This window comes from Micropruina sp. (assembly GCF_047607385.1).
Classification (GTDB): Bacteria; Actinomycetota; Actinomycetes; order Propionibacteriales; family Propionibacteriaceae; genus Micropruina.
In genome coordinates, this window is sequence record NZ_JASGDE010000200.1 from 1 (window position 1) to 8,235 (window position 8,235).

Sequence of the window (8,235 nt, forward strand, 5' to 3'; positions counted from 1 at the left end):
GGTGGCGCAGGCCCGCAAGCTGGCGGCCGAGCGGGCGGCGGCGCTCGCCGCGGCGGCGTCCGCTCCGGGCGCCCTTCAGCCTTCGGGGTCGGGGGTGCTGTTGAACCCGGTGGGCGGACGGATCACCTCGCCGTTCGGGCGTCGCTTCCACCCGATCTTCCACGAGTGGCGGTTGCATGCCGGGGTCGATCTGCACGCGTCCTGCGGCACCCCGATCCGGGCTGCCGCGGACGGGGTGGTCCGGTCGGTGTCCTACGACTCCTCCGGCGGCCACCGACTGGTGATCGGGCATGCCGGCGGGCTGACCACCCACTACCTGCACGCCATGAAGCGCTACCAGGTGCGCGCCGGGCAGAAGGTGAAGCGCGGTCAGGTGGTCGGCCTGGTCGGCAGCACCGGCTGGTCGACGGCTTGCCACCTGCATTTCGGCACCAAGGTCAACGGACGCCTGGTCGACCCGGCGCGGTACCTGTGACCGGCCCATCGACCCGCCGCGGTTCGCTCCGACCAGGGGTCAGCTCGACCCATCCAATTACGACATCGCCTGCGGTAACGCACATCGCCTGCGTTCCTCCACGGGCGATGTGCCCCAACGCAGGCGATGTCGAATGCCGGGCCAGGTCATCGACCTTCATAGGCGGCAGGTCGTTGCTGCGCTGCGCGGATCCGCTCGACGTCCAGCTTGGCCGAGCGATCGAAGCGGTAGATGCCGTTCTCCTCCTGGAAGACGTCGGTCAGCTGGGTGTAGCAGTAGCCGAACATGCCCGGGTCGGCCAGCAGCACGCCGGTCAGGCCCTCGAAGCGGGCGTAGAAACCCTCCTCGTCGCGCACCCGGTCGCCGTACCCCCACGACTCGGTACGAACCCGGCCGTCGGCGTCGAGGGCGTCCGGGTTCCACCAGATGCCACCGAACTCGGACACGAAGTACGGCTGACCGGCATACGGCAGCGAGTACTCGCCGTGCTCGCTCCGGTTGACGAAGGGTCGCCCGCCGGCCAGCCCGGCGTGGTTGGCGGCGAACCACCCCGGGTCCTGCTGATAGTCGTGGCTGTCCCAGACGTCGGTCTCGGCGACCCGGTGCGAATAGCCGCTGGCGTCCAGCACCGGCCGGGTGGGGTCGGCCAGCTTGGTCGCCCAGAACATCGCCCGGGTGACGTCGTCCAGCACGGTGATCTGGTCGCCGATCCGCTGGTGGGTCTCGTTCAAGGGGCACCAGCCGACGATGCTGGGGTGGTTGCGGTCTCGCCGCACGGCTTCCAGCCATTGGGTGACGAAGCTCGCGGTCGGCTGCTGGTTGTCGGTGTCCGGTCCGTCGCTGTTCGCGCCCCAGTCGCCGAACTCGCCCCAGACCAGGTAGCCGAGCCGGTCGGCGTGGTAGAAGGACCGTTCCTCGAACACCTTCTGGTGCAGCCGCGCCCCGTTGAAGCCGGCGGCCAGGGCCAGTTCGATGTCGCGGCGCAGCGCCGCGTCGTCCGGGGCGGTCATCAAGGTGTCCGGCCAGTAGCCCTGATCCAGGACCAGTCGCTGGAAGACCCGTTGCCCGTTGATCAGGATCGCCGTCGCGTCGATGGTGACCGACCGCATCCCGGCGTAGCTGGCCACGCGATCCACCAGGGCGCCGCGGTCGTCGCGCAGTTCGAGGGTCAGGTCGTACAGGTGCGGGTCCGCCGGCGACCAGAGCCGGAGCCGGTCGGCCGGGATCGGCAGGCTGACGGTGGGGGTCTTGTCCAGGTCGGCGCGGGCGCTCGCCGAGACCACCTCGCCGGCGGCGTCGAACAGCGTGGCGGTCACGGTCCAGCCGCGGCGGTTCTGGCTGACCGGCAGTTCGACGGTGAGCGCGGCGGCGCCGAGGTTGGCGGTGACCGCGCCTCGTCGCAACTGCACCTCGGGGACGGCTTCCAGCCAGACGGTCTGCCAGATGCCGGTGGTGCGGGTGTAGACGCACTCGTGGTTGGCGTACTCGCGGGACTGCTTGCCCGGGCCTGAACCGGGTGCCGGCTGTCGCGGGCCCGCACCACGATGATCGCCTCGCCTGCGCCGGCGAGCGCGTCGGTGATGTCGGTTTCGAAGGAGGTGAAGCCGCCGCGGTGACGGGCCACCTCGACGTCGTTCACCCAGACGGTGGCGTCGTGGTCGACGGCACCGAAGTGCAGGACGACCCGGCGGCCCTCCCAGCCGGCCGGCACGGTCACCGCGCGCCGGTACCAGACCGCTTCCAGGAAGTCGGTCTCCCCGATCCCGGACGCCCGGCTCTCCGGCGCGTACGGCACGACGATGCGGTCGCGCAGTTCGCGGGTCCGCAGCCCGCGCTGCAGGCCACTGTCGGCGGTGTCGATCTCGAACTGCCACTCGCCGTTGAGGTTGAGCCAGTCGGGGCGGAAGAACTGCGGGCGTGGGTGCTCCGGCTTGGGGATGTCGGACGTCGTCATCGGTGTTCTCCTTCGTTGCCCGGCGGCCGCATTGCCAGCAGGGTCGTCGATTCGGGCAGCCGGTCAGGCCCGCGGGTGGGCCTGGGCGTAGGCGGCCCGGAGCCGTTCGTTGGTCACGTGGGTGTAGATCTGGGTGGTGGCCAGCGAGGCGTGGCCGAGCATCTCCTGCACGCTGCGCAGGTCGGCGCCACCCTCCAGCAGGTGGGTCGCCATCGCGTGCCGCAGCCCGTGCGGGCCGAGATCGGGGGCGTCCGGAACCTGGGTCAGTGCCCGGTGCACCAAGCGGCGAACCACCCGGGGGTCGATCCGGGCACCCCGGTCGCCGACGAACAGCGCCGGCCCGGCCTGCGGTCCGGCGATCAGTTCGCGCGTCCGGCGCCAGGCGTCCAGGGCCCGCAGCGCGGGCGTGCCGATCGGCACGGTGCGGTCCTTGTCGCCCTTGCCGTGCACCCGCAGCACCTCACGGCCGGCGTCCAGGGACGAATCGTCCAGGCCGCACAACTCCCCTACCCGGATGCCGCTGGAGTACAGCACCTCGATGATCGCCACGTCGCGCAGCGCCCGGGCTCGCAGCACCGGGTCGTCCTCGGCCGCGGCACGGCCGGCCAACGCCTCCAGCACCTGCCGGGCCTGGCCGGCGTCCAGGGTGGCGGGCAGCTTGCGGTCGACCCGCGGCGACCGCAGCCCGGTGGCCGGATCCGACGCGATCCGTCCGGTCCCGTGAGCCCAGGCGAAGAACACCCGGGCCGCGGCCGCGCGGCGCTGCATGGTGGCCCGTTCGGCCCCGCCGGCGTGCATGCCGGCCAGCCAGCGGCGCAGCGTCCGCAGGTCCACCTCGGCCAGCGAACCCGAACCGGTCCGCTCCAGGTAGTCGACCAACTGCAGCAGGTCACCGGTGTAGGCCCGCACCGTGTTCGGCGACGCGTTGCGGCCGGCGCGCAGGTGCTGCGCCCACGCCTCGACCAGGTCCGCATCCATGCCGCCGAGCCTACGGCGGCGTCCGCTCCCCGCCGTGACCTAGTAGCGTGTCGGCCGAGAGAAGGGCGGCTATGAGCGACGATCTGACCACCGGTGGCACCGTGCTGCCGATCACCCGCTGGGGCACCCCGGTGATGCACGAGAAGACCCGCGAGATCACCGCATTCGACGACGAGTTGCGCACCCTGGTGCGGGACATGTTCGCCACCATGCGGGCAGCGCACGGAGTCGGGCTGGCCGCCACCCAGGTGGGACGCGACATCGCGGTCTTCGTCTTCGAATGCCCGGACGCCGACGACGTGCTGCACCACGGGGTGGTGTGCAACCCGGTGGTGACGCTGCCGGAGGCCCGTTCCCGCAACCTCGAGGCCGCCGAGGAGGGCTGCCTGTCGTTTCCCGGCGGCTACCAGATGCTGGCCCGTCCGGACACTGCGGTCTGCACCGGTCAGGACGCCGACGGCAACCCGATCCGGATCGAAGGCACCGGGCTGCTGGCCCGCTGCCTGCAGCACGAGACCGATCACCTCAACGGCACCGTGTTCGGCGACCGGCTCTCCACCCGGGCCCGCCGGCTGCTCAGCAAGCAGCACGAGCAACTGGCCCATCTCTACCCCGACGACTGGCCGGTCACGCCGCGCCGCACCTCGGCGTCCGACGACTAAAGGCTGAGTGCTCAGCCTGCGCCGATCGAGCCGCCCACCGTGGCAGGCTGAGGCCGTGCACCGCCTGCTCCGCCCGTTCCCGTGGCGCCTGCTGGGCCATCTGTCGCTGGGGATCGTGCTGGCCCCGGTGCTGGTGCTGGTGCTCGCGGCCGCCGCCGCGGCGATTCCGTTCACGGTGTTCGCGGCCGCACCGTTCCTGCTGCTGGCCCGGTTGTTCGCCGCTCTGATCGGCTTCGAGCGGGAGCGTTTCGCGGTGCTGCACGACCGCGTCCCCACGCTCACCGTGAACTGGCCATCCCCGGGACGTCCCGCCATCGAGCGGGCCCGGCAGGTGCTGCGCGACCCGGGCTTTCGCCGGGCGGCCGGTTACGCGGTGGTCCGGCTCGCCCTCGCCGGGCTCGAACTGGCCGCGCTCAGCCTGGTGGTCACCCTGCCGGCGGTGCTGCTGGCTGCGCTGCTCGCAGCCGTGGTCATCCCGTATCAGCCGATGGCGGCGCTCTACCTGAGCGGTTGGTGGGCGCTGCTGGCCAATCCGGTGACGGCGGTGATCGTGCTCACCCTGATCGCGCCCGCAGTGGTGCGTGGGCTGGGCTGGCTGGACGGCTGGGTCACCCAGGCGCTGCTGGGCAGCCCGGAGTCGGCGGCGCTGGCCCGCCGGGTGGGGGAACTGGTCGAGGCCCGGGCCCGCACCGTCACCGCCGCGGACGCCGAACGGACCCGGCTGGAGCGGAACCTGCACGACGGCGCGCAGCAGCGGCTGATCGCCCTGTCGATCCTGCTCGGCCAGGCGGAGTCGCGGCTGACCGACGCGGACGCCGGCACCCTGGCCCTGGTGCGCCGGGCTCGGACCGAGACCACCGGCACCATCGACGAGTTGCGCACCCTGACCCGAGGGCTGCGGCCGCCGATCCTGGAATCCCGTGGCCTGGACGCCGCACTGTCCGCGGTCGCCGCCCGGCTGCCGATGCCGGTGAGCATCGAGACCCGGATCGAGCGGCGTCCCGACCCGGCTGTCGAGGCCGTGCTCTACTTCGCGGCGGCGGAACTGCTCACCAACGTCGCCAAACATGCCGGCGGTGCGCCGGCGTCGGTCGAACTGATCCGCGATCACGCCCTGGTCCGGGCCACCGTCACCGACACCGGCCCCGGTGGCGCGGACGTCGCCGGCGGCTCGGGGCTGAGCGGCATCGCCGACCGGCTCAGCGGCGTCGACGGAAGGTTGTTCCTGTCCAGCCCACCCGGTGGTCCCACCGTCGTCACCGTGGAGGTGCCATGCGGGTAGTGCTCGCCGAAGACTCGGGGTTGCTGCGGGAGGTGCTCACCGGCGCGCTGACCGAACGCGGCATCGAGGTGGTCAGCGCGGTCGGGGACGCCGAGCAACTGCTGCGGGCCGTGGACGCCACCCCCGACCTGGACGCCGCCATCGTCGACGTCCGGATGCCGCCGACGTTCCCCGACGAGGGGCTCCGCGCCGCCCTCGTGCTGCGCCGGCGGCGTCCGGAACTGGGCGTGCTGATCCTCAGCCAGTACGTGGAAGAGCGGTACGCCTCCGAGGTGCTCGCCGCCGGTGCCCGCGGGCTCGGATACCTGCTGAAGGACAAGGTGGCCGACCTGGCCGAGTTCGCCGACGCGCTTGCCCGGGTGGCCTCCGGCGGCACCGCCCTGGACCCGGAGGTGGTCGACCAGTTGGTCGCTCGCAGCAGGCATGCCGGGCCGCTGTCCCGGCTCACCCCGAGGGAGCGGGAGGTGCTGGCGGGCATGGCGCAGGGCCGCTCCAACGCCGGCATCGCGGCCCAGCTGGTGGTCGGTGAGGGCGCGGTGGAGAAGCATGTGACAAGCATCTTCGCCAAGCTCGATCTCGGCGCCGCCGACGGTGGGCACCGGCGGGTGCAGGCCGTGCTCGCCTACCTGCGCGGGGACGCCCGATGAGGCGCCTCGCGGTCCGGGCGGCCGCCGCGCTCGCCACCGTGGCGGTGCTGGCCGCGGGTGCCTTCTGGTTCCGTGAGGTGTTCACCGAGTACCGCTCCGACAGCGCGAACTGGTCCGCGTCGGTGACCACGATCGAGGTGGACGCCGCGGCCGGCGTCCAAGTGGCTGTCGAGCGGATCGACGGCGGCGGCGACCAATCCGCGTCCGACGTGCAGTGGCAGACCCACTCGATACTGGGCCGGGCCGAGGTCACCGACACCGAGTCGGGCCGGCTGAGTGCCCGCTGCCACACCCCGACCCCGCTCAGCCGCTGCGCGATCTGGCTGACCGTGCGCACCACCACCCCCCGCACCCGGGTGGTGATCGTCCAACACCCGGGCGCGACCATCGCCGACACCGACCGGCGCGTTCCGGTGGAGATTCGCCAGGCGCCCTGACCGGGGGTTAGCCCCACCCCGGTTCGGTGGCTGCCCCCGACGCGCCGGCCGCCCGAGCGGCGACACGCTTCGGCTCATGTGGTCGTTGCTGCACCGTGCTCTTTCCCGGCGGGCCCTCTCCCGCCGGCCCCTCCCCCGTCACGTCGTCGGTGGCCTGATCGCCTGGTCGGTCGCCGGTTCCTGCGCCGCCGCGCTGGGCGCCGGGTCGATCGATCTGGACGTGTACCTGCGGGCGGCGTCCGAGCTGGCCGCCGGACGCGACCCGAACCTGACCCCGCCCGGTCACCTGCCCTGGCTGTATCCGCCGTTCGCCGCCGCGGTCTACCTGCCGCTGCTCACCGTGCCGTTCCCGGTGGCCGTCGTGGCGGTCGCCCTCACCTCGCTGGCCGCGCTGGCCCGCGTCCTGCAGTTGGTGCTCGACCGGCTGGCGCCGGGGCGTCCCGACCTGATCGCGGTCTGCCTGGCAGCGGCGGTGGTCACCGAGCCGGTGGCGTCCACCCTCGGCTACGGCCAGCTCAACATCGTGCTGGCCTGGCTGGTCACCGAAGGAGTTCTGGGACGCCGACGCTGGCTGATCGGGGTGGCCGCCGGGCTCAAGCTGACCCCGTTGGTGTTCCTGCTGCCGCTGCTGCTGCGCCGCGACCTGCGGGGAGCGGCCCAGCTGCTCGCCGGCTTTGCCGGAACGGTCGCCCTCGGCTGGCTGCTGGCCCCGGCCGCCTCGTCCGGCTACTGGACCGGCCTGGTGCTCACCGCACCCGAGCGGATCGGCATCGGCTACGCCACCAACCAGTCGCTGACCGGTGCGGTGGCGCGGGCGGTCGGACCGGGCGGCTCCCTGGCGCTGACCGCCGCGCTGTCGTTGGTCGTGGTGCTGGCTACGGTCGTCGTGCTGCGCCGGACGTCCGACGAGGTTCTCGCCGTGGCTGTGACCGGGCTGGCCGGCCTGCTGCTCTCACCGATCTCGTGGACGCATCACTGGATCTGGTCGCTGCCGCTGGTGCTCTGGTGCGCGGCGAACGGGCGCGCCGCCCTCGGGTCGGCCTGGGCGATCCTGCTGATCGTGCGGCCCACCTGGTGGTATCCGTCCGGCGGCATCGTCGAATACAGCCACGACCCGCTCGGCAAGCTGATCCAGGACAGTTGGACGCTGCTGGCGCTGGTCACCCTGGGGCTGCTGACGGCGCGATCCGGCAGCAGCCGGGCTCAGCTAGTAGCGTGGCGGGCGAAGCGAAAGGATCCAGCCGATGACGATGTTCAACTGGGGCCCCACCCAGCCGCCCAACCCGCCGCAGGGTCCGCAGCCGTTCAACCGTGAGCGCTGGGACGCGGTGCTGACCAGCCTGGAGATCAAATTCGGCGTGGACGACGACGGCGACCGGTTCGCCGACTGGGACACCATGCGGATGTGGTTCCTGGTCGAGGGCAACAACAACGACCTGATGGCGATCCGGTCGATGTGGGACGTCCGCCCCCCGGTCGCCGCCTACGACTTCGTGCTGGAGGCGGTGAACAGCTGGAACCGTGACCACTTCTGGCCCAAGGCCAGCGTGGTGCGCGGCGACGAGCACCTCGGCGTGTTCGGCGACCTGGTGGTCGACATCGAGACCGGCGTCGACGACGACTTCCTGCGGCAGCAGGTGCGTTGCATGGTCGGCACCTCGGGTCAGCTGTACGAGTACCTGGCCGAGCAGTTCCCGGAGTCCAAGGACTGGTTCAACGCCGGCGAGTGATCGCCGGTCGGTGCTGACCCTCAGAAGGGGAAGGCGACCGCCCCGAGTGGATCGGCACCGGTGAGCGGCA

The 8,235-nt window shown here is 72.2% G+C and carries 10 protein-coding genes; 7 read left to right on the plus strand and 3 right to left on the minus strand.

Going from position 1 to position 8,235, the window contains the following annotated elements:
* Positions 1-475, plus strand: a 475-nt coding sequence (locus QM582_RS17285) for a M23 family metallopeptidase (RefSeq protein ID WP_415086492.1), incomplete at its 5' end; no start/stop codon positions are given.
* 146 nt (positions 476-621) lie between these two features.
* Here the strand turns inward: QM582_RS17285 and QM582_RS17290 are convergent.
* The 3 genes from QM582_RS17290 to QM582_RS17300 all read right to left on the minus strand — a co-directional run bounded on the left by QM582_RS17290 (position 622) and on the right by QM582_RS17300 (position 3,407).
* Positions 622-1,884 (minus strand): glycoside hydrolase family 2 TIM barrel-domain containing protein, encoded by a 1,263-nt coding sequence (locus QM582_RS17290; protein ID WP_415086493.1) that lies wholly within the window; start codon positions 1,882-1,884, stop codon positions 622-624.
* A complete protein-coding gene (locus tag QM582_RS17295) occupies positions 1,788-2,429 on the minus strand; it encodes a sugar-binding domain-containing protein (RefSeq protein ID WP_415086495.1) in 642 nt (213 codons plus the stop codon). The genes QM582_RS17290 and QM582_RS17295 overlap by 97 nt, the downstream gene beginning before the upstream one ends.
* A 63-nt stretch (positions 2,430-2,492) precedes the next feature.
* The gene (locus QM582_RS17300; RefSeq protein WP_415086497.1) at positions 2,493-3,407 is read right to left on the minus strand and encodes a tyrosine recombinase XerC; all 915 of its coding nucleotides are present in this window, start codon (positions 3,405-3,407) and stop codon (positions 2,493-2,495) included.
* Between the two features lie 71 nt (positions 3,408-3,478).
* Here QM582_RS17300 and def point away from each other — a divergent pair, with 71 nt between their 5' ends.
* The 6 genes from def (at position 3,479) to QM582_RS17330 (ending at position 8,165) form a co-directional block, all read left to right on the plus strand.
* Positions 3,479-4,069, plus strand: a complete 591-nt coding sequence (gene def, locus QM582_RS17305; RefSeq protein ID WP_415086498.1) for a peptide deformylase — start codon at positions 3,479-3,481, stop codon at positions 4,067-4,069.
* Positions 4,070-4,124: 55 nt separating this feature from the next.
* Complete coding sequence (locus tag QM582_RS17310; protein WP_415086499.1) at positions 4,125-5,351, plus strand: histidine kinase; 1,227 nt, start codon at positions 4,125-4,127, stop codon at positions 5,349-5,351.
* Complete coding sequence (locus QM582_RS17315; protein ID WP_415086501.1) at positions 5,342-5,998, plus strand: response regulator; 657 nt, start codon at positions 5,342-5,344, stop codon at positions 5,996-5,998. The genes QM582_RS17310 and QM582_RS17315 overlap by 10 nt, the downstream gene beginning before the upstream one ends.
* A complete protein-coding gene (locus QM582_RS17320) occupies positions 5,995-6,435 on the plus strand; it encodes a hypothetical protein (protein ID WP_415086503.1) in 441 nt (146 codons plus the stop codon). The genes QM582_RS17315 and QM582_RS17320 overlap by 4 nt, the downstream gene beginning before the upstream one ends.
* 76 nt (positions 6,436-6,511) lie before the next feature.
* The gene (locus QM582_RS17325; RefSeq protein ID WP_415086504.1) at positions 6,512-7,750 is read left to right on the plus strand and encodes a glycosyltransferase 87 family protein; all 1,239 of its coding nucleotides are present in this window, start codon (positions 6,512-6,514) and stop codon (positions 7,748-7,750) included.
* The gene (locus QM582_RS17330) at positions 7,680-8,165 is read left to right on the plus strand and encodes a YbjN domain-containing protein (protein WP_415086506.1); all 486 of its coding nucleotides are present in this window, start codon (positions 7,680-7,682) and stop codon (positions 8,163-8,165) included. The genes QM582_RS17325 and QM582_RS17330 overlap by 71 nt, the downstream gene beginning before the upstream one ends.
* Positions 8,166-8,235: the final 70 nt, after the last annotated feature.

What these genes read in the sequence shown, in the direction of transcription:
- QM582_RS17295 (WP_415086495.1), bottom strand. Translation starts at nt 2,429, where the DNA reads ATGACGACGTCCGACATCCCCAAGCCGGAGCACCCACGCCCGCAGTTC.
- QM582_RS17300 (WP_415086497.1), bottom strand. Translation starts at nt 3,407, where the DNA reads ATGGATGCGGACCTGGTCGAGGCGTGGGCGCAGCACCTGCGCGCCGGC.
- def (WP_415086498.1), top strand. Translation starts at nt 3,479, where the DNA reads ATGAGCGACGATCTGACCACCGGTGGCACCGTGCTGCCGATCACCCGC.
- QM582_RS17315 (WP_415086501.1), top strand. Translation starts at nt 5,342, where the DNA reads ATGCGGGTAGTGCTCGCCGAAGACTCGGGGTTGCTGCGGGAGGTGCTC.
- QM582_RS17320 (WP_415086503.1), top strand. Translation starts at nt 5,995, where the DNA reads ATGAGGCGCCTCGCGGTCCGGGCGGCCGCCGCGCTCGCCACCGTGGCG.
- QM582_RS17325 (WP_415086504.1), top strand. Translation starts at nt 6,512, where the DNA reads ATGTGGTCGTTGCTGCACCGTGCTCTTTCCCGGCGGGCCCTCTCCCGC.
- QM582_RS17330 (WP_415086506.1), top strand. Translation starts at nt 7,680, where the DNA reads ATGACGATGTTCAACTGGGGCCCCACCCAGCCGCCCAACCCGCCGCAG.